This is a genomic window from Bdellovibrio sp., assembly GCF_036384735.1.
Classification (GTDB): Bacteria; Bdellovibrionota; Bdellovibrionia; order Bdellovibrionales; family Bdellovibrionaceae; genus Bdellovibrio.
Genome location: NZ_DASVLT010000047.1, coordinates 14,258 through 33,787 on the forward strand (window position 1 = coordinate 14,258; position 19,530 = coordinate 33,787).

A 19,530-nucleotide genomic window follows, 5' to 3' on the forward strand; every position below is an offset into this window, starting at 1 on the left:
TGCAAATTCAAATATCAAATTACTAAAAGGCGTCCTCGAGACGCCTTTTTTATTTTCCGAGGGAGCGTAACCATGTGTGGTGTTGTTGGACTGATCGGGGAAAACAAAGCCGGAGAAAAACTCTTCCCAGCCCTGTTCGCACTTCAGCATCGTGGCCAAGACGCCGCCGGAATTCTTAGCTTCGATTTTCAGCGCGGGCACTTTCAATTAGAAAAGGATCTGGGACTTGTTTCGCAAGTATTTCCTTTGGAAAGGCTTGCACGGTTGCAGGGATCGATGGCCTTGGGGCACACTCGTTATTCTACAATCGGTACAGTTGAGAAGGAAGATCTTCAACCCCTGGTTTTAAGTTATCCCAATGGGCTTGGAATGGTCCATAACGGTAACGTCACAAATTACTCTGAAATTCTCGATTACGTTCGTAAACGTCGCAGTCGTTGGACGTTCACTCGCAATGACTTAGAAATTCTTCTGCATATGATGTCCATCGGTGTTTCCGATCAATTGGAAGAGGGTGCGAATCTTAACGCCGAAGTCTTGGCAAAAGCGGCCCGCTTGGTTGTGGAACAGGTCAAAGGAGCTTATAGCATCGTCGGCATGATGGCAAATTTGGGAATGTTTGCCTTCTGCGATCCTCAAGGAATCAGACCGTTATTAATTGGTCGAAAATTAGAAGAGGGGCGCTATAAATACTGCTTCTCTTCTGAAAAGCAGGTGTTCTTCGGGCTTGGTTATGAATACTGGCGCGATCTGCGCGCAGGCGAATTTGTCTTTATCGATCAAGAGCAAAATTTCTTTTCATTCCCACTAGCAGAAAAAATAGCACGTCCTTGTATGTTTGAATGGATTTACTTTGCCGGAGCCGAAACCGAATGGCATCACAGACCCGTCTATGAGGTGCGTCTGCGTCTGGGTGAAATCCTTGCCGCCGAAGCCGCACGTAAAATGAAATTAGAAGTGTTTGATGTAGATGTCGTGGCGCCAGTGCCTGATACATCCAGAGCCGCTGCTTTAAGACTCGCTGAAGTTTTAGAAAAACCTTATCGTGAGGTTTTAATTAAGAATCGCTATGTGCAACGTTCATTTATAGTGAATGAACCTGAAATGCGTAAAGCCATGGTGAATTTAAAACTTTTGCCTGTCGAAAGTGAAATTCGCGGAAAGAAAATCCTTTTAGTCGATGACAGCATTGTGCGCGGAACAACTTCAGCGCGGATCATTCAACTTCTTCGTGAAGCGGGCGCTGAAAAAGTTTATTTAGCAAGTACTTGTCCTCCGATCCGCTATCCATGTTTCTATGGCATTGATTTTCCGGAAGGGGAATCGTTAGTTGCTTTTGAAAAGACAGAAGATCAAGTGGCCCGGTTTTTAGGCGTTGATGCCTTGATTTATTTGCCACTCAGTCGTTTGAAAGAGGCCATCGGTTTAGACAGCCTATGCAGTGCCTGCCTTGATGGCGATTATCCAGTCAAAGTTTCTAAAAACGAATTTCTAGACACAAGAAACCGCAACATTGGTGGCGGTGGAAAAAATGAGGTGAATGTATGAAGATTCAAGTGATTTTCGGCAGTCAAAGTGATGAGCGCGTGTATGGTCCTCTTTGTCGCTCTTTGGAAAGCTTAGGTGAAGTTCGCATGGAAGTGGCTTCGGCTCATCGTCATCCGGCCAGAGTGCGCGAGCTTGTCACGCAGTCCGATGCGGATGTTTTCGTAGCGGGAGCGGGCTTAGCGGCTCATTTGCCCGGTGTGGTCGCATCGTTAACATCAAAGCCCGTTTTCGGTGTCGCAGTGAACGGAGCTTTCGCGGGAATGGATGCGTTTTTATCGATCGCGCAAATGCCAAAAGATATTCCGGTAGCGGGCGTGATGGAAAATCAGTCAGAGACCATCGCGAAATATCTTTCTCGTGCAAAAAGTTTTAGTAAGAACATTCTGCAAATTTCCTGGAACCCGTATCGCAGTGAACATCCTCTGCTTGCAAAGACGCTACAAGATCTTCGCGAGAAAAGTGGTCTGGTTGTTGAGTGGATCGAGCCGACTCATCCGCAATGTCAGGGCGAAATCGTTCTGGCCGGTGAAAAACCACAGGGCCAAGGACTTTGCCTTTATATTTGCGAAAAAGAAAATCTGCAAAGCCCCATGATGGCAGCGCAATTCTTCACAGAAGCGCAAAGAGCTGGTTTCTGGGTGGGAGTGAATAACGTGACTAACTTTGTTCTTCAGCTTAAAAAAATGAAGGAGTTTGTCCAATGATGACTCCTCTGTATCGTGGCTCGGTGAAAGACATATATAAAGATGGCGATGATTTGCTATTTAAGTATAGCAATCGCTACTCCGTTTTCGATTGGGGGGAAATGCCCAACGAGATTCCACAAAAAGGCGAAGCCCTGGCGGCCTTGGCAGGATTGTTCTTTGATTACCTGAAAGAGCAAGGAGTGGATTCCCACTACATAAAGCAAACAGAGAAAGATGCGATCACAGTACGTGAAGTGTCGGTACTAAGACCGCATTGGGAAAATGGAGTTTATGACTATTCAGTTTATGGCGACCAGCCGACAAACTGTCTGGTCCCACTGGAAGTGATCTTTAGAATTCTACTGGGGAAAGGGAATTCCTTAGAGGGGCGTCTTAAGAAAAATCCGACTTATTTGACCGAGCTTGGCTTATCGAAAATTCCGGACTCTTCCATTGAATTTCGTCCTCCTTTGGTAGAGTGTTCAACGAAACTGGAAACGACGGATCGTTATCTCACTCGTGAAGAAATCCGTGAAATGTCGATCATTCATGAGGCGGAGTTAGAACAAGTTCGCAGACTCACACAGGACATCGCTTTGCATTTGGAAAGATTGATGTCTTCTTTCGGAGTTAAATTATGGGACGGGAAGTTCGAATTCGCCTTTGGTGCAAAACAAAATAGTGGATTGAGGTCTTTGTTCTTGGTGGATTCCATCGGCCCGGATGAGTTGCGTTTGACATATGAAGGCGCCCCTTTATCAAAGGAATTTCTTCGTCAGATTTATGCGCCCACATCTTGGTACAAAGCTGTTGCTCAAGCCAAGGACTTGGCGAAGGAGCGTGGCACAAATAACTGGAAAGAAATCTGTGCTTCGGAATTGAAAGAGGTGCCTCAAGAACTCAATCGCGAACAAATTGAAATGGCTTCGTTGTTGTACAAGGCTTTGGCGAATGAGGTTGCTATGGCCATGCATCGCCCGACTCCATTTGAAAAAGAAGCGAATCTGAAAATCTGGAGACAAAAATGCGGGTCCTTATTATAGGAAAAGGGGGGCGTGAACACGCCCTCGCAAAAAAGATTTCTGAATCAAAGCAACTAGAGAAAGTCTGGGTTGCGCCAGGTAATCCCGGGATGCAGAAGATGGGATTAGAGTGTGTTGCTGTCGAGACAACCGAGGATGTTGTTTCCTTCTGCAAATCTTATCTTGTGGATCTTGTAGTATTTGGTCCCGAGACTGCGATTTTATCTGATCTTAAAGAGTCTTTAGAGAAAAATGGAATTTCTTGTCTGGCTCCGACAGTAGAGGCAGCTCAACTCGAAGCCTCAAAGGCTTTCTGCAAAAGAGTGCTATTAAATGCACAAGTGAAAACCGCCGGCAGTGAACTTGCTCGTAACTGGGATCAAGTTCAAGATTTGATTTCTCGTCATGACTTCACAAAGCCTTTGGTTTTAAAGGCTGACGGCTTGGCGCAAGGCAAAGGCGTTCATGTCTGTGAATCTCAAGAGCGCGCTTTGCTGTCAGCTGCGGACCTGACTCAAGCTTATGGCTATCCACTGATTGTTGAAGAATATTTAGTCGGGCAAGAACTTTCCGCTTTTGCTTTATGTGATGGCGAAGATTTTATTCTGTTAGGAACGGCGTGTGATTACAAACGAATCACGCCAGATCCGTTTAGTGCCAACACCGGCGGCATGGGGGCCTACAGTCCTTGTGATTTTATCGATGAAGCAGATCAAACTGAAATTTCAGAGATCTTCAAAAAGTCCTTAAAAGTCATGAAGAAAATGAATACTCCTTTCACGGGATTTCTTTTCGCGGGTCTTATGAAGACTGAACAGGGAATTTATGTCCTAGAGTTCAATGTGCGTCTTGGTGATCCGGAAACTCAGGCCCTGTTGCCAAGAATTGAAAGTGATCTCTTGGATCTTATAGTGAAGTCACTGCAAGGCCGTCTCAAAGGTTTAAAAACGGAATTTCTAGATCATGCCTCTGTGCATGTTGTAGCAGTCAGCGCGGGCTATCCGACCCATCAAATGGAATTAGGAAATGCCATCGAGGTTCCCGTGCAAATCGCAGAGGGATCACAAATTTTTTACGCTGGGGTTGCTGCGAAGAACAATAAACTGGTGAATAGCGGTGGCCGCGTTTTAGGAATCACAGCTTTGGCGAAAACTCGTGAAGAGGCTCGTGAGACAGCCTACAGTGAAATCAGAAAAGTGCAGTTCAAAGGACTTTATTTCAGAGAGGACATTGCTCGATGAGAAAGCCGCGCATTGCAATTTTTGCGTCAGGAACAGGATCGAATGCTGAATCACTCATTGTTAAAATGAAGGCCTTAGGTGGCAAGATCGAATTCGTTCTATCGGATCGTAGCGATGCTGGAGTCCTAGAAAAAGCCATGCGCCAAGGAGTGACCACATACCTTGTGGAAAAAACGGCTGAACGTATAGATCACGAAAATGAAATCCTAAAACTTGTCGATCGCCACAAAATTGACTGGGTTTTGCTTGCCGGATACATGCGCTTGATCTCGGGACATCTTCTTGAGGAGTTATCCCTGCGTCACCAAGGGCAAACACAAATCGTGAACGTCCATCCATCGTTGCTACCGCAGTATCCTGGGGCGAAAGCTCTTGAACGAGCTTTCGCTGATCAGGTCTCTGAAAGTGGAGTGACTCTTCATTTAGTGGATGAAGGAATGGATACAGGCCTTGTTCTGTCTCAACAAAAGCTAACACTTCATCAGTTTGAAGCTTTTTCGGACTTTAAAATGCGCATGCATGCGCTTGAACACGCCATGTACGGCGAACTTCTTGAGAATATTGTGTTGGGTAAAATTCCGACACAAACATATAAGGAAAGTGCTCCATGCTAAGTCAACGTATAACCGTTCGCAGTCGCATTGATCTTTCAGGGGAACAAAACCTAAAAAAAACCTTTTCCCAACACGGTCAAGTGCAAGAAGTAAAACTTTCTAGATTGTTTTGGCTTCTCGAGAAAAAAGCTCAGGCCTTTGCAAGTACTCAAGACATGCATCGTGTTTTCTATGATAGAGTCACTGAAGATCTTTCTGTTGGTTTTCCAACTTTCACACCGTCAAAAATCTATGTTGAAATCCGCTTCCTCGGTGGAGTCACTGACAACTGGGCGCGCTCAGCCACAGAAGCACTGGCCTTGGTGTCAAATAATGCGCAACACACTTGGCAAGACTTTGACATTGAAGTGCATAGCGGATGGCAAATTGAAATTGACGGGGATCTTGGTCGGGAACATATCGAAAAAGTTCTTTTTCAAACCTTAGCGAATCCTCTTTTAAATAAAATCGAAATTCATCGCGGCGAAGATTTGCTACTGAGGAATCATTTGAATTCGTATCATAATCATTGGAAAGTGAATGCTTCCTATACTCCCGAGTTGAAGCTTTTCCCTCTGGAAAAATCGGTTCTTCAATGTGTCAACGAAGAGCGTGGCTTGGCTCTCAACGATCAAGAAATTGACACTATCATCGCGCATTTTATGTCGTCGGTTGAAATCGAGTCCCGTAAAGATCACGGTTGGGATGGCAAGATCACAGAAGTCGAACTAGAATGCTTAGCTCAAACGTGGAGTGAGCACTGCAAACATAAAATCTTTGCAGCAGAAGTCGAATACACCGAAACCACAGGTGCGTTCCCTGCACTTGGCTCGAAAAATATCACAAGTCTTTATAAGTCCTACATTCAAGCGGCGACAAAGAAACTCGAAGACTGCGGTTATCTTATTTCGGTCTTTAAAGACAATGCAGGCATCGTAGATTTCGATAAGAATCTAAATGTTTGTGTGAAAGTAGAGACTCATAATAGTCCCTCTGCACTCGATCCATTCGGTGGGGCGATCACAGGAATCCTTGGAGTAAATCGCGATATCCTAGGTTGCGGGGTCGGTGCAAAGCCTGTCGCGAACATGAATGTTTTCTGTCTATCCCATCCAGATCTCTTCCCGAAAGCTGACGATAAAAAACGTCCAGAACTTTTAAAAGACCCAGCGGTTATCTTTCGCGGCGTCCACCAGGGCGTTGAAGAGGGAGGAAACCAAAGCGGCATTCCAACAATCAACGGCAGCTTCCATTTCGCCAGCGAGTTCGCAGCAAAGCCTTTGATCTTTGTCGGCTCTGTGGGAGTGATGCCAAAATCAGTACAAAATAATCCAAGCGAACAAAAATCCATCAGGCCTGGTGATAAAATCGTCGTCGCGGGGGGCCGCCTTGGAAAAGACGGCGTTCATGGGGCGACGTTCAGCTCCCTTGAGCTAAAAGATAAAATCGCTTCCAATGTTGTTCAAATCGGTGACAGCATCACACAAAAACGGTTGCTGGATTTTACTTTGAAAGCCCGCGATCAAGGTTTGATTCAGGCAATTACGGATAACGGTGCAGGGGGAGTGAGCTCCTCCATTGGTGAGATGGCGCAGTTTTCTGGCGGTGCACGAATGGATCTTTCAAAGCATCCGGTAAAATATGTAGGTCTGGAGTTTTGGGAGATGCTCGTCAGTGAATCTCAGGAACGTATGTCCTATGCGGTGACAGAGGAAAAACTTCCAGCTTTCTTAAAACTCGCAACACAAATGGGTGTAGAAGCCTCTTGCCTGGGGGAGTTCACTTCCTCAGGATTTTTCGAAGTTGTCTATAACAACAAACCACTAGCGAAATTGGATTTACATTTTCTTCATGAAGGTTTAAGCCGCATGAAATTGAAGGCTCACTTTGCAGGTCCTCAGGAATATCACGAATACCATCGCGCGAATGAAAAGCAGACTCTTAAAATATCATCACAAAATATCGGAACTGTTTTAAAGACAGTCTTAGCATCACCAAACGTCGCGTCTCGCGAACCATTGGTCAGATACTATGATCACGAAGTTCAAGGCGCCACGCGAGTCAAACCTTACGGAGGCAGAACTCAACAAGGTGCCAACAATGCCGGAGTCATCGATCTTTCTATGCACGGTGGTGAAAAGAATAACGCCGTCGCGGTTTCAAATGGCCTGTGCCCACAGGTTTCTTACTATGACACTTATTTGATGGCTCAAAAAGCTGTCGATGAATCCGTCAGAAATCTGATCGCAACGGGAGTAAATCCGGACAAGATCGCCTTGGTTGATAATTTCTGCTGGCCAGATCCCACGCCGAAAAAATCAAATGTCGATGCAGAACACAAGATGGCTCAGCTTGTTCGTGCTTGTGCTGGTCTTTACGAGGCAGCTCTTGCTTACAAAGCGCCACTTGTCAGCGGCAAAGACAGTATGAAAAACGACTTCATCGGAAAGACGAAATCTGGTGAAACGGTAAAAATCTCTGTCCCTCCGACATTGTTGATGACCGCGATCGGGCAAATTCCTGACGCGACAAAAACAGTGGTGGGATTCTTCGCAAATTCTGGTGATAAGATCTATCTTTTAGGGACGCCGACAAAAAGTTTGACGGCCTCGGTTTACTCTCAAGAATTTAAGACGGAAAAAGATCAACCCGAATATCCAAACCTTGAAAAAAACCGCGAATTGTATCAGCTCATTTACGGAGCGATTCAATACGGTCTGATTCAATCCTGTCATGACGTTTCTGACGGCGGTCTTCTATCAGCGGTGACAGAAGCCTGCTTTGGTAATGAATTCGGCGCTGATCTTGATCTGAATAAACTGACTTGGGAAAATTTATGGTCTGAAGCCGGCTCGCAGTTCGTAGTCAGCGTTTCTCCAGAAAAAGAAAAGCTTTTCGCTGAATACTTCAGTCAATGGGCTTTCCCTCTAGGAAAAGTCACAGATTCAAGTTTGCTAAAATGGAATTTTGCAAACCAAGAAGCGCAAGCCGATTTAGCAGATCTTCACACAGCTTGGTCACAAGGGGTCCTCAATGTCTATAACTCCTAATTTCATGGTACTTTGGGGCGACGGAATCAACTGCGAAAATGAAACAGCGAAAGCCGTTGAATTAGCCGGCGGGAGGGCCACAAAGATTCATATCAATGAACTAGTTGAAACTCCTTCGCTGCTAAGAAATTTCCAAGGCCTGATCATTCCTGGTGGTTTTTCATTCGGGGATCACCTAGGCAGTGGGCAGATCCTGGCACTCAAGTTAGAGCGCTTCGCAAAAACAGAATTAGAAGCTTTTGTTAAAGAATACCCAGTGATGGGTATTTGTAATGGATTTCAAACGCTCGTGCGCTTGGGGCTTCTTCCGGACGCCAACTTCAAAAAGACTTGTTCATTGATTAAAAACGAACAAGGTCATTTCGAAAACAAATGGGTTGAACTCGAAAAAAATCAGTCCTCTCCATGTGTGTGGACGAAAAATCTGCCAGAAAATTTCGTTCTGCCAGCCCGTCATGGGGAAGGTCGCTTCATCTGCGAAAGTGATGAGGTCTTAAAAGGCCTTCAAGAGAAAAACCAAATCGCCCTTCGCTATAAAGAAAATTTCAACGGGGCCACAGATCGCATTGCCGGTGTTTGTGATTCCAGTGGTTTGATTTTCGCCCTGATGCCTCACCCAGAAGCTGCTGTCCACGACTGGCATTTGCCATTCGAAGGGCAGGCTTGGGGCTTAGAGTTTTTTAAAAGTGCTTTGCAATTCCTGAAAGGACAGTCATGAGAAAGATCCAACGTGCCCTTCTAAGTGTCTCGGATAAAACTGGTCTGGTCGAGCTTGCAACGGCTCTTCACAAAAACAACGTGGAACTGATCGCCAGCGGAGGAACCGCCAAAGCTCTTGAACAAGCAGGATTGCCAGTTACTTTAGTAGAAAAGCTCAGCGGCAAAGCCGAGGCTTTCCAAGGTCGAATGAAAACCTTGAGCTTTGAAATTTCGTCAGCGCTTTTATTTCGTCGTAACGACACAAGCGACGTCCAAACAGCCGAGTCGATGAATATCGCGCCAATCGATTTGGTTGTCGTAAATCTTTACCCATTCCACGAAACACGCAATAAGGGCGCCTCTTTCGCAGAGTGTGTCGAAAACATCGATATCGGTGGTCCAACAATGTTACGAGCCGCCGCAAAAAACCACGAATCCGTGACGGTTCTGTGCGAGCCCTCTCAGTACCCATCATTTTTAGAGAACTATCAAGCCCATCAAGGAAGCACTTCAGAGGACTTCCGCCGCGAGTGTGCCGCAAAAGTTTTCACAATGACGGCTTTCTATGACATGGCCATCGCAGGCTATATGACTCAAAATTCTGGGAAGCAACTTCGCTATGGTGAAAACCCACATCAAGAGGCGGTCCTTCTTGAGGACCCCTTCCAGCAGGGCTTAGCTCACAAAAAATCCCTGCAAGGGAAAGAGATGTCCTACAATAACTTCCTCGACGCCGACTTCGCTGTTCAAGCCTTGAAAGATCTTTGGAATTGGCAAGGGGAGTACGCTCATCCTTCGGCTGTGGTTGTGAAACATAACACGCCTTGCGGAATGGCTATTGCCGAGACGCCATTGCGTGCTCTTGAAATGGCTTGGAAAGGCGACGAAAAAAGTTCGTTCGGCGGGGTTCTTGCTCTGAGCTTTCCGATTACAAAAGAAATCGCCACGTTCTTCCAGGATAAATTTGTCGAAGTCATTTTAGCTCCGTCGTTTACAGAAGAAGCGCAAGGAATGCTCAAGAAGAACTGCCGTCTGGTTGAAGTTGATCTGAAAAAGCAAAGCACATGGCAAGTTCGCACCATTGAAGGTGGTGCTCTTCTTCAGCAACAAGATACGTTCTCGACAGAGCATTTTAAAACAGTGACAGAAAGAACACTCCCGAAAGAAAAAGAAAAATTAGCGGCTTTCGCGTTCTTGTGTGTGAAAAACTTAAAAAGTAACGCCATCGCCGTCTGCGCACAGAAGAATAACGAATTCGAGATGGTAACTTTAGGTTCGGGGCAAACTAACCGCGTGGATTGCATCGAAAAACTTGTGATTCCAAGATTGAAAGATAAAGGCGTGCAAAACGCCTCTGAAATGGTCTTGGCATCGGATGCCTTTTTTCCATTCGCGGATTCGATCGAGATCGCAAGCAAAGTCGGCGTAAAATACATCGTGCAGCCTGGAGGCTCTATTAAAGACAACGAAGTCATCGCTGAAGCCAACCGCCGTGAAATGGCGATGATCTTCACAGGACAAAGACACTTTCTTCACTAAGCGAATTCGACTAAAACGGCCAGCTGACTGCGTTTTCGTGGTCGCGGTACAGGAAGCACAGCTTCCTCCTCGCGCCTTGCAGCTGACCTTTTTAGACAAGCACTTGATATGATTATTAATACCGAAAGGATCGCAAAATGTCAGAAGTTGTAGATTATCAAAAGGCCGGCGTCGATATTCAAAAAGCTGACGCCTTTGTAGAAAAAATCAAAGCCCTGGTGCCCTCAACACACAATCAAAATGTGATTCAGGGAATCGGCGGATTCGCAGCTTTGTATCAACTTTCAAATGACCGCTTGCTTGCCTCATGTACAGATGGTGTCGGCACTAAGTTAAAACTCGCACAGCAAATGAACAAACACTATGGAGTCGGAATCGATCTTGTCGCCATGTGCGTGAATGATCTTCTCTGTGTTGGTGCAAAACCACTTTTTTTCCTGGATTATATGGCCTTCGGAAAACTCAACACCCAGATCAGTGAAGAGCTTCTTGCCGGCATGGTTGATGGCTGCAAACAATCAGGCATGGCCCTCATCGGCGGAGAAACTGCCGAAATGCCAGGTTTTTATCAAGCTGATGAATATGATCTAGCGGGCTTTAGCGTCGGTGATCTTTCCCCACAAGAAGTGTTTAAAGAAGAAAACATCGAAGAGGGCGATGTGATGATCGGCCTTGCCTCAAGTGGTTTTCACTCGAATGGCTATTCTCTGGTGCGCCAACTGGTAAAGCCATCTGAGGCAGCCCTTGTTGAGCAGCTTCTAGAACCTACAAAAATCTACGTTCAAACTGTAACGACGCTCAGAAAGAAAATGCCAACGGCAGTTCTAGCGATGGCTCACATCACAGGCGGCGGAATTCACAACATCCCGCGCATGAGTGAAAAATTCGATTACGATCTTAAATACTGGCCAACTTTGAATGAAGTGGCTTCTGTGTTTCAACCGGTCATCGAAAGGACCACTCTCAGCCAAGCTGAACTCTTCAAAACATTTAATATGGGCATCGGGCTCGTTATATTAGTAAAAAAAGCCCAGGCCGAGGCCGTGATGACTCACCTTAAAGAGCATAAAGAAAAAGCATGGATCTTGGGACACGTTAGAAAAGGCCAGGGCCACATTCAATTTGTCTCATGAAGCACAGGGGCAGGCTTTGCCCTTGGAAGAAAACCTCGCTAAGATCTAAAAAATCCAAGCGAGGTCCTCCATGAATCGAAACCTAAAAGCCAGTCCCATGAAAAATCCTATCATTTTGGCTCTTGATGTGGATACACGCGATCAAGCTTTGCGAATCGCTGATGATTTGTCGGATATTGTTGGTGGCTTTAAATTAGGTCCTCGCTTATGCCTGCGTTACGGAATGGATTTCGTGAAAGAGATGGGCGAGCGCGGTCCTATTTTTCTAGATAATAAACACTTCGATATTCCCTCAACAATGGAGGCCGCTGTCAGGGCAAGCTTTGAAGCGGGTGCTTCGCTTGTTACAGTTCACGCGCTGAGTGGGGCAGAGGCGTTAAGAAAAATGGCTGAAGTCGAAAGGGAATTGAATCAGCAAAGACCTTTTCGCATTTTAGCTGTGACGATCTTAACTTCTTGGGATCAAAACTCTTTGCCGGTGAATTTGAAGCCGATGCCTGTGGCAGAACATGTGACGACACTTGCAAGTATGGTTCAGGATTCAGGCCTTTCAAGCGTCGTTTGCTCGCCCCATGAATTAGACCTTTTACAAAATCGCGGCCTCTATCTTGTCACGCCAGGAATTCGCACTAGTATGCAGGCTTCGGGTGATCAAAAACGCATCATGGGCCCTCAAGAGGCTTTGCAGCTCGGAGCTTCGGCTCTGGTTGTAGGACGCCCGATTCTTGAAGCAAAAGATATAAAACAAGCAGCAACTGAATTTGTAATGGCAGTGTATGAAGAGAAATAATTCCCGTCCTCCGCAAAAATCCTCTGGCTCTCGTCCGCAATCTCGTCCTTCGCAAGGTCGTCCAAATAACCAGCAACGAGCTCCCCAGGGACAACAACGTCACTCTGAAAATTCAATTCCTCGCGACTGGCGTGTGATCGTTGGTAATCACGCAATCAAAGAAGCGTTGCTCGTTCGTCCAAAACAAGTAAAAGGTTTCTGGCTTAAGAACGGATGGGAAAACTCTGTCGATCTTCGCGAGCTTGAAGAGCTTGCTCGTAAAAACAAAGTGCAGGTGGACACTCGACAAGAGTCCGTAATTGATAAATTCGGTTCGTCTCATCAAGGGGCAGCACTGTTCGTCGATGGCGCTCCGGAATTAGACATGAATGCGCTAGAAAATTTCGATCAATCTGTTGTTTTGATGTTGGACGGAATCGAAGATCCACACAACCTTGGAGCGATTCTCAGAACTTCATGGTTAACAGGTGCTCACGGTGTTTTAATCCCGGAAGACCGCGCGGTGGGTCTAACCCCAACAGTACATAAAGTTGCCTGTGGCGGAGCCGAGCATGTGCCTGTTGAAGAGACGACTAATTTCGCCAACTATGCGGAAGAGCTCAAGAAAAAAGGCTATTGGATCTTCGGCCTCAGTCCGCGTGGAAAGCGATCTATTTTTGAATTAGATCTTCCAGCAAAAGTTGTTTGGGCTATTGGAGCTGAAGATAAAGGTTTGAGAGTGACAACAGAAAGATTGTGTGATGAATTGGTCTTCATTCCGCAGTCGAGTGCATCGGCTTCCTATAATGCATCGGTGGCCACCGCAATGGCTTTAACCGAGACATTGAGGCAGCACGCGCCGCGCGGCAATCGTAAAAAATCACAGTCGGACGAATAATTATCTTTGACGAATGTAGATTTTATCCAATATAAAGTTTCGGTTATCTCAGGTAAGCTGGTTTAGCTCAATTGGTAGAGCAGCTGATTTGTAATCAGCAGGTTGCGGGTTCGAGTCCCATAACCAGCTCCAAATTTCTCTGAGTAAGCATTCACAATCTGGGTAGGTGCCCGAGTGGCTAAAGGGGGCGGACTGTAAATCCGCTGGCTTACGTCTACGAAGGTTCGAATCCTTCCCTGCCCACCATTTTGAATGTTTAATCGGATAAATTTGGAACTTAGGGCATCTGATGGGCGGGAGTAGCTCAATTGGCTAGAGTATCTGCCTTCCAAGCAGAGGGTTGCGGGTTCGAGACCCGTCTCCCGCTCCAAATAATCAGAGAAGCGAAATCCGCTGACGCCCATGTAGCTCAGTGGTAGAGCACACCCTTGGTAAGGGTGAGGTCGTCGGTTCGGCTCCGATCATGGGCTCCACTTAGTCCTGATTTTATATTTGAATTGTTTTTTGGATTTTTTAAGTAATTAATAGAACTTCTCTGCAGGAGGAATAATGTCTAAAGAGAAATTTAACCGCTCGAAGCCGCACGTAAACATCGGCACAATCGGTCACGTCGACCATGGTAAAACAACTTTGACTGCTGCTATCACTACTACTCTTGCAGCAGCTGGTAAAGCTCAGGCAATGTCTTACGATCAAATCGATAAGTCTCCTGAAGAGAGAGAACGTGGTATCACTATCTCTACAACTCACGTTGAGTACGAAACTGACAAACGTCACTACGCTCACGTTGACTGCCCAGGCCATGCCGACTACGTAAAAAACATGATCACTGGTGCTGCTCAAATGGACGGCGCTATCCTAGTTGTATCTTCAGCTGACGGTCCTATGCCACAAACTCGTGAGCATATCCTTCTTGCTCGCCAAGTAGGTGTACCTGCTCTAGTTGTTTTCATGAACAAAGTAGACATGGTTGACGATAAAGAACTTCTTGAGCTAGTTGAGCTTGAAGTTCGCGAACTTCTTTCTAAATACGAATTCCCTGGCGACGAAATCCCAGTGGTTAAAGGTTCTGCATTGAAAGCTCTTGAAGGCGATCAATCTGAAATCGGTCGTCCAGCTATCATGAAATTGATGGATGCTTGTGACGCTTATATTCCAGAACCAGTTCGTGCAACTGACAAAACTTTCTTGATGCCAGTAGAGGACGTGTTCTCTATCTCTGGTCGTGGTACAGTTGTTACTGGCCGTGTTGAGCGTGGTATCGTTAAAGTTGGTGACGAGATCGAAATCATCGGTATCCGTCCAACTCAAAAAACAACAGTTACAGGTATCGAAATGTTCCGTAAACTTCTTGATGAAGGTCAAGCGGGCGATAACTGTGGTGTTCTTCTTCGTGGTACTAAAAAAGAAGAAGTTGAACGTGGTCAAGTTTTGGCTAAACCAGGTTCAGTTAAACCTCACAAAAAATTCAAAGCTGAAGCGTACATCCTTACTAAAGAAGAAGGCGGACGTCACACTCCATTCTTCAATGGTTACCGTCCTCAGTTCTACTTCCGTACAACTGACGTAACTGGTGTTTGTACTTTGAAAGCTGGAACTGAAATGGTTATGCCTGGTGACCGTGTTGAATTGGCAGTTGAGTTGATCGCTCCAATCGCTATGGAAAAAGAATTGCGTTTCGCAATCCGCGAAGGTGGCCGTACAGTAGGCGCCGGCGTAGTTGTAGAAATCCTTGAGTAGGATTTTTAACGCAGCATAGGCTAAGTTAAAATCACCCGGGGGACTCCTTGACAAAAGGGTCCCCCTCGGTGTTTCTTGGCAATCTCCAAAACCAAAAAATTTTGGCGAACAATCATCACTTTCCATGATTCAAAACCCGGACAGTCTCGCAATGTTCAGTAGCGAGTTAAAAAAACTGAGCTTATTGAAGAGAAGCGGTCGATCGCAAGGCGCGAGGAGAAAGCTGTACATAAATGTACAGCGCCGACGAAGCAACGCAGTCGAGCGGCCGGTTGTCTTCAATAAGATCGTGCAGGGGTGTAGCTCCAGTGGTAGAGCGAACGACTCCAAATCGTTAGGTCGTGGGTTCGAATCCCTCCGCCCCTGCCAACTTTGTTTTGACATCAAGGAATGAGGAACAATGGAAAAAACCAACTCGAAGATTTTGACCCTCAGTTTCGCTGTAGCTGGTGCTCTTATCGGTTTGACGACGCATCTATTGCTTAAGGCATTTGCTGGTGCATTTGGTGTGGTTGCTAGATTCTCTGATTCTGACTTGGTAAGACACGGTCTTCCAGTGGCAGTAGGTCTTGTTGTTTTCGCTGCTCTTCAATTCAACCCAGCTGTCAAGGCTTGGGGTGAAGAGGTTGTGACTGAAATTCGTAAGGTTGTATGGCCTTCACGTAAAGACACAACGGCAATGACAATCGTTTGTATCGTAATGGTTCTTGTTTCGAGCGTGATCATCAGTACATTTGATTTGATCTCTGGCTTCTTTATCAACTACCTCATGAAGTAAGGAACGGACCATGGAAAAAAAGTGGTACATCGTTAACGTTCAGACGAGCTGTGAAAATACAGCAAAAAAAGCCATCGAAGAAAAAATCAAAACTTCTAAGATGGAAGAGTATTTTGGCGAGATCTTGATCCCTGCGGAAAGCGTAGTGGAGCTCGTAAAAGGTCAAAAGCAAACTAAATCACGTAAATTTTTCCCGGGTTATATCTTCGTTCAGATGTTTTTGAATGATGAGACTTGGCATTTGGTGAGAAATTCGTCTAAGGTGACTGGCTTCGTGGGTGGAACGAAAACTCGTCCTCCGGAAGTTCCGGAAGCTGAGGTTTTACGCGTAACTCAGCAAATGGCTGGCGTTGCAGAAAAACCAAAACCACGCGTGAAGTTCTCTGTGGGTGAGAATGTGACTGTTATCGACGGTCCATTCAGCAACTTCCAAGGGACAGTAGAAGAAGTGAACGAGGACAAAGCGAAGCTTAAAGTTCTTGTGAGCATCTTCGGTAGACCAACTCCCGTAGAGTTGGACTACATTCAAGTTGAAAAACAATAATTAATCCGAAGCCGCATAGGGCGGACTAAGGAATTTAACTAACACCTCTTGCAGGAGTGGGTCATGGCAAAAAAAGTTACAGGAATGATCAAGCTGCAAATACCGGCAGGGAAAGCTAATCCAGCTCCACCCGTTGGACCGGCACTTGGACAGCACGGGGTAAACATCATGGAATTCTGTAAGCAGTTCAACGCTCGTACACAAGCGTTGGGTGATAGCATCATCCCTATCATCATCACTGTTTACCAAGACAGATCGTTTACTTTCATCACAAAAACACCACCGGTGTCTTCTTTGATCAAAAAGGCGTTGAAACTGGAATCAGGTTCAAAAATGCCTCAAAAAGACAAAGTTGGAAAAATTAAACAAGATCAAATCAAAACTATCGCTACAACGAAGTTGCCTGATTTGAACTGCTTGAAAGTTGAATCAGCAATGTCACAAGTTGCAGGTACAGCTAAGAGCATGGGCATCGAGCTAGCTGACTAGGAGAATTGAAAAATGGCAGGTAAAAAGTTCGCAGCAGCCTCTAAGAAGGTTGATTCTGCAAAAAAATACACTGTTGATGAAGCATTCAAACTAGTTGTTGAGACAGCTCCAGCTAAATTTGATGAATCAATCGACGTTGCTCTTCGTTTGGGTATTGACCCAAAACAATCTGACCAACAAGTTCGTGGCGCAATTGCATTGCCTCACGGTTTGGGTAAAGACGTTAAAGTAGTTGTTTTCGCAAAAGGTCCTAAAGAGGCTGAAGCGAAAGCTGCTGGTGCTGACTTTGTTGGCGCTGACGACCTTGTGGCTAAAATCCAAGGTGGCTGGTTAGATTTCGATAAATGTATCGCGACTCCAGATATGATGGCGACTGTTTCTAAAGTTGCTAAGATTTTGGGGCCTCGTGGTTTGATGCCGAATCCAAAAATCGGTACAGTAACTATGAACGTTGGCGAAGCCGTAACTGCCGAGAAAAAAGGTAAGTTGGATTTCCGCGTTGATAAAGCTGGTATCGTACATGCTGGTATCGGTAAGAAATCTATGGGCGATGCTAAACTTCGTGATAACTTCATGACCCTTTTGGGCGCGATCGTTAAAGCGAAACCAGCATCTTCTAAAGGTATCTACCTTCGTTCTATCGCTGTGGCTTCTACTATGGGCCCTGGTGTTAAGATCGAGCCAAATGCGGCAGCAGCTGCAGCTGGCGCGGCTACAACGTAGTCGTACAGAATTTATTTGATTTAAAACTCGGCTTTGGGTAGCTAAAGCCGAGTAGTTTTTTAAGCGATCAGAGACAGTAGGTTTCTTTCACGAGATTTAATCCTTCGACGATGCAGCTCCACTTAACCGGAGATGTGAAATAGGAGGGCCTGCCGAGATAAGGCTAAAAGGTTTTTCTAAAATGATTGAAGCAATCGCTTCAGTCTTCAAAAAATGCCTCCAAACCATACCTGACTCGCACAGACTGTTTCGGTTAAACGAAGCAGAATTCTAACGAAAGGAGGCTCATTTATGATCACTCGCGCAGATAAAGAGCAAGAGATTAAGCTTATCACTGAGAAATTCGGTAAAGCTAAAGGAGCTTTCATCGTTGACTTCAAAGGTATCAAAGTTGAGCAAGTTACAAGACTTCGCAAAGCTTTGAATACTGCTGATTCAGAGATGAAAGTAGTACGCAATACTCTTGCAAAAAGAGCGTTCAAAGATCACCCAGCTATTGAAAAAGCATTTACGACTTCAATGAAGGGTACTAACGCCATCGTATTCTCTTACGGTGAAGTGAACGCGACTGCCAAAGCACTTGCTGATTTTGCTAAGGATGTTGAAATCCTTCAAATCAAAACTGGTGTTATGGATGGTGAAGCTTTGGACGACGCTAAAATTAAATTCTTGGCGACTCTTCCTGGTAAAGACCAACTTCGCGCTATGTTCTTGGGTACGTTGCTTGGTGCTGGATCAGCACTTGCTCGTTGCTTGAACGCATACGCAGAGAAAATGAATGGTGGCGCAGTTGCTACCGAAGAAGCTCCACAAGCGTAATTAGCTTGAAGTTCCGGTTGTTCGGAACATTGGTGCTCAGTTGAATTTTTAAATAATTTTTTTAAATCCCTGGAGGATTAAAATGTCTCTTACTAACGATCAACTAGTTGACGCATTGTCTGCGAAAACAGTTCTTGAAATCGCTGAACTTGTAAAAATGCTTGAAGAAAAATGGGGCGTTTCTGCTGCTGCTCCTGTAGCTGCTGCTGGCGCGGGTCCTGCTGCTGCTGTTGAAGAAAAAACTGCATTCGACGTTATCTTGGTTGATGCTGGCGCGAACAAAATCAACGTAATCAAAGAAGTACGTGGTTTGACTGGTTTGGGTCTTGCTGAAGCTAAAGCTCTTGTTGAAGCTGGTGGCAAAGCAGTTAAAGAAGGCGCGACTAAAGAAGACGCTGAAAAAATCAAAAAGGCTCTTGAAGCAGCCGGCGCAAAAGTTACTGTTAAGTAGTTTTTGTACGGACATTGATTTGTCTTACGAAGCCTCGTGGAAACACGGGGCTTTTTTATTTCGGACGTCGTTGTAGCGATGACCGCTTGAAGAGGGTAAGGGGCTTTGCTTTTTTCAGACGCGCGCATCCGGCGCTCACCGCCGGGTAATACCGCATCCTGCGGCGGCGGAGGTCTGAAAAAAGCAAAGCCCCTTACCCTCTTCAAGCTCATAGCTAAAGGAAGCGGAAATAGAAAAAGCTGTATGTAGGGGGGGGCGATAGAAAATAAATCGAGGAAAACTCTTGATAGTAACGTTTTTTTCGTGGATTGATCTGTTGGCAAATCACAAAGCCACTTGACCGCGATAAATTTATTTTTCGAAAAATATTTTTCAGCCCAAATTTTCATCTAACTTTAAAAGTTGAAGCAACCTCAAAAAACAGTTACCCAATGCGCAGTTCAAGCTGTGTCCACATAAATAGTTCTCAAATATCTCAGTATTTCTATAACCTTGACGCACAAATAAATATAAAAATTTAGATCGTAATGCCTACTTTTTCCAATCGTCGTTAATCGGAGAACGAGCATTTTAGAGGGGGATAAGGGCTCTATATTTTCAGACCTCCGCCCCCGCACGATGCGGTACCCAAGGGCGGTGAGGGCTGGACGCCCGTGTCTGAAAATATAGAGCCCTTATCCCCCTCTAAAATGCGCTCGATCGAAGCAATCAACGACGTTTGGAAAAAGGGAACGAAGCAAGGCAAAAGTACTATAATCACTTGCTTTCTTCAGAACTTAGAGTAATTTGAGATGCTTGCCTTTTTATT

The 19,530-nt window shown here is 45.5% G+C and carries 18 protein-coding genes and 5 tRNA genes; all 23 read left to right on the forward strand.

What is annotated here, in order from left to right; translation table 11 throughout:
• Nucleotides 1-72: 72 nt before the first annotated feature.
• The 23 genes from purF (at nucleotide 73) to rplL (ending at nucleotide 18,722) form a co-directional block, all read left to right on the forward strand.
• Nucleotides 73-1,548, forward strand: a complete 1,476-nt coding sequence (gene purF / locus VF412_RS13210) for an amidophosphoribosyltransferase (protein ID WP_331339726.1) — start codon at nucleotides 73-75, stop codon at nucleotides 1,546-1,548.
• The gene (locus VF412_RS13215; RefSeq protein ID WP_331339727.1) at nucleotides 1,545-2,252 is read left to right on the forward strand and encodes an AIR carboxylase family protein; all 708 of its coding nucleotides are present in this window, start codon (nucleotides 1,545-1,547) and stop codon (nucleotides 2,250-2,252) included. Before purF ends, VF412_RS13215 begins: the two co-directional genes overlap by 4 nt.
• Nucleotides 2,249-3,277 carry a phosphoribosylaminoimidazolesuccinocarboxamide synthase gene (locus VF412_RS13220; protein ID WP_331339728.1) on the forward strand — a complete coding sequence of 343 codons (1,029 nt, stop codon included), beginning with the start codon at nucleotides 2,249-2,251 and terminating at the stop codon, nucleotides 3,275-3,277. Before VF412_RS13215 ends, VF412_RS13220 begins: the two co-directional genes overlap by 4 nt.
• The gene (purD, locus tag VF412_RS13225; protein ID WP_331339729.1) at nucleotides 3,259-4,497 is read left to right on the forward strand and encodes a phosphoribosylamine--glycine ligase; all 1,239 of its coding nucleotides are present in this window, start codon (nucleotides 3,259-3,261) and stop codon (nucleotides 4,495-4,497) included. Before VF412_RS13220 ends, purD begins: the two co-directional genes overlap by 19 nt.
• Nucleotides 4,494-5,111, forward strand: a complete 618-nt coding sequence (locus VF412_RS13230; RefSeq protein ID WP_331339730.1) for a formyltransferase family protein — start codon at nucleotides 4,494-4,496, stop codon at nucleotides 5,109-5,111. Before purD ends, VF412_RS13230 begins: the two co-directional genes overlap by 4 nt.
• Nucleotides 5,105-8,140, forward strand: coding sequence for a phosphoribosylformylglycinamidine synthase subunit PurL (locus tag VF412_RS13235; RefSeq protein WP_331339731.1), 3,036 nt, complete (start codon nucleotides 5,105-5,107; stop codon nucleotides 8,138-8,140). The genes VF412_RS13230 and VF412_RS13235 overlap by 7 nt, the downstream gene beginning before the upstream one ends.
• Nucleotides 8,124-8,858: a phosphoribosylformylglycinamidine synthase subunit PurQ gene (locus tag VF412_RS13240; RefSeq protein WP_331339732.1), complete on the forward strand. Its 735-nt coding sequence runs from the start codon at nucleotides 8,124-8,126 to the stop codon at nucleotides 8,856-8,858. The genes VF412_RS13235 and VF412_RS13240 overlap by 17 nt, the downstream gene beginning before the upstream one ends.
• Nucleotides 8,855-10,378 (forward strand): bifunctional phosphoribosylaminoimidazolecarboxamide formyltransferase/IMP cyclohydrolase, encoded by a 1,524-nt coding sequence (purH, locus tag VF412_RS13245; protein WP_331339733.1) that lies wholly within the window; start codon nucleotides 8,855-8,857, stop codon nucleotides 10,376-10,378. Before VF412_RS13240 ends, purH begins: the two co-directional genes overlap by 4 nt.
• Before the next feature lie 137 nt (nucleotides 10,379-10,515).
• Entirely contained in the window at nucleotides 10,516-11,511 is a 996-nt protein-coding gene (gene purM, locus VF412_RS13250) for a phosphoribosylformylglycinamidine cyclo-ligase (protein ID WP_331339734.1), read from the forward strand.
• 70 nt (nucleotides 11,512-11,581) lie between these two features.
• A complete protein-coding gene (pyrF, locus tag VF412_RS13255) occupies nucleotides 11,582-12,301 on the forward strand; it encodes an orotidine-5'-phosphate decarboxylase (protein ID WP_331339735.1) in 720 nt (239 codons plus the stop codon).
• Nucleotides 12,288-13,178: a 23S rRNA (guanosine(2251)-2'-O)-methyltransferase RlmB gene (gene rlmB / locus VF412_RS13260; protein ID WP_331339736.1), complete on the forward strand. Its 891-nt coding sequence runs from the start codon at nucleotides 12,288-12,290 to the stop codon at nucleotides 13,176-13,178. Before pyrF ends, rlmB begins: the two co-directional genes overlap by 14 nt.
• 56 nt (nucleotides 13,179-13,234) lie before the next feature.
• Nucleotides 13,235-13,310: transfer RNA gene (locus tag VF412_RS13265), tRNA-Thr, on the forward strand.
• Between the two features lie 28 nt (nucleotides 13,311-13,338).
• Nucleotides 13,339-13,424: transfer RNA gene (locus tag VF412_RS13270), tRNA-Tyr, on the forward strand.
• A gap of 47 nt (nucleotides 13,425-13,471) precedes the next feature.
• Nucleotides 13,472-13,548, forward strand: a tRNA-Gly gene (locus VF412_RS13275).
• Nucleotides 13,549-13,576: 28 nt separating this feature from the next.
• Nucleotides 13,577-13,651, forward strand: a tRNA-Thr gene (locus VF412_RS13280).
• A gap of 76 nt (nucleotides 13,652-13,727) precedes the next feature.
• Entirely contained in the window at nucleotides 13,728-14,918 is a 1,191-nt protein-coding gene (tuf, locus tag VF412_RS13285) for an elongation factor Tu (protein ID WP_331339737.1), read from the forward strand.
• A 293-nt stretch (nucleotides 14,919-15,211) separates the two neighbouring features.
• Nucleotides 15,212-15,287 (forward strand) — tRNA-Trp (locus VF412_RS13290).
• Nucleotides 15,288-15,318: 31 nt separating this feature from the next.
• Nucleotides 15,319-15,696: a preprotein translocase subunit SecE gene (secE, locus tag VF412_RS13295; protein WP_331339738.1), complete on the forward strand. Its 378-nt coding sequence runs from the start codon at nucleotides 15,319-15,321 to the stop codon at nucleotides 15,694-15,696.
• Between the two features lie 10 nt (nucleotides 15,697-15,706).
• Nucleotides 15,707-16,240, forward strand: a complete 534-nt coding sequence (nusG, locus tag VF412_RS13300) for a transcription termination/antitermination protein NusG (protein WP_331339739.1) — start codon at nucleotides 15,707-15,709, stop codon at nucleotides 16,238-16,240.
• 63 nt (nucleotides 16,241-16,303) lie between these two features.
• Nucleotides 16,304-16,729: a 50S ribosomal protein L11 gene (rplK, locus tag VF412_RS13305; RefSeq protein ID WP_142697360.1), complete on the forward strand. Its 426-nt coding sequence runs from the start codon at nucleotides 16,304-16,306 to the stop codon at nucleotides 16,727-16,729.
• Nucleotides 16,730-16,741: 12 nt separating this feature from the next.
• Nucleotides 16,742-17,452: a 50S ribosomal protein L1 gene (gene rplA / locus VF412_RS13310; protein WP_331339740.1), complete on the forward strand. Its 711-nt coding sequence runs from the start codon at nucleotides 16,742-16,744 to the stop codon at nucleotides 17,450-17,452.
• 291 nt (nucleotides 17,453-17,743) lie between these two features.
• Nucleotides 17,744-18,271: a 50S ribosomal protein L10 gene (gene rplJ, locus VF412_RS13315; RefSeq protein WP_331339741.1), complete on the forward strand. Its 528-nt coding sequence runs from the start codon at nucleotides 17,744-17,746 to the stop codon at nucleotides 18,269-18,271.
• An 82-nt stretch (nucleotides 18,272-18,353) separates the two neighbouring features.
• The gene (gene rplL, locus VF412_RS13320) at nucleotides 18,354-18,722 is read left to right on the forward strand and encodes a 50S ribosomal protein L7/L12 (protein WP_331339742.1); all 369 of its coding nucleotides are present in this window, start codon (nucleotides 18,354-18,356) and stop codon (nucleotides 18,720-18,722) included.
• The last annotated feature ends 808 nt before the right edge of the window (nucleotides 18,723-19,530 follow it).